Here is an 876-nt window from a genome sequence, read left to right on the forward strand (position 1 = left end):
GGGGCGCCCCTCGCCGCGCCGCCATCCTCGTGCCACCGTCCTCCTCCTACCCTGCTGGTGTGAAGCGAACGCGGCGCCCGGAAGGGGCGCGCGTCGCGAGAGCCCCGTCCGCGCCGCGCGCGCACCCCAGGAGGAACACCATGAACGTCCGCACCCTCGGCATCATCACGATGATCACGGCGCCCGCCATGCTGGTGGACGCCTACCGTCACGGCATGCAGCGCACTCTCAACGGCGAGAACGACCTCGTGGGCAACCTGCTCGGCGCGGCCTTCGCGGTGGGCTGGTTCTGCGCGATCCTCGGCCTGCGCCGCCTGCACGCGACCGGGTCCGGTCCGCTGGGCCGCCTCGTCGTGACGCTGCCCCTGCTCACGATCCCCTTCGCGGTGACGCAGCAGTTCCTCGACATCTTCCACTTCCCGATGGACTCGCTGTTCTACACGATCTGCGATCTGCTGTGGCCGCTGAGCATGGTCCTGACCTTCGTGGTGAGCCTCGGCGTGATGTTCGCGCGGGTGCTGCCCGTCTGGCACCGCCTCGCGCCGCTGTACTGCGGGATCTCGCTGCCGGTGGGCTTCGCGTACATGGCCTTCGCGAAGCTGACGGACATGCCCATCGCGGAGTTCGGCTGGCACACCGCGACGGGCTGGGCGTGGCTGGGCCTGATCCTCGTGCTGGCCCGCCCCGTGGAAGAGCGCCGCGCGCCGGAGCTGGTCACGGCGTAACACGGCCAACGGGAAAGGGCCGCCCTCACCCCCGGGCGGCCCTTTCCCGTTGTCTCCGCTCAGTCCGCCGCCACCGCCACCGGGGCGGGAACCCGTCTGATCCCGAACGCGAGGAGCGCCGCGAGCGCGCACACCACGGCCGCCACGACGA

1 protein-coding gene is annotated in these 876 nt (G+C 71.3%); it reads left to right on the top strand.

What is annotated here, in order from left to right; translation table 11 throughout:
- The first annotated feature begins 140 nt into the window (after positions 1-140).
- Complete coding sequence (locus DEIPI_RS0100465; RefSeq protein ID WP_027480483.1) at positions 141-725, top strand: hypothetical protein; 585 nt, start codon at positions 141-143, stop codon at positions 723-725.
- The last annotated feature ends 151 nt before the right edge of the window (positions 726-876 follow it).

It is taken from the genome of Deinococcus pimensis DSM 21231, assembly GCF_000519345.1.
Classification (GTDB): Bacteria; Deinococcota; Deinococci; order Deinococcales; family Deinococcaceae; genus Deinococcus_A; species Deinococcus_A pimensis.

Excerpts from the sequence above, each read along its gene's own strand:
- DEIPI_RS0100465 (WP_027480483.1), top strand. The coding sequence starts at position 141 with ATGAACGTCCGCACCCTCGGCATCATCACGATGATCACGGCGCCCGCC.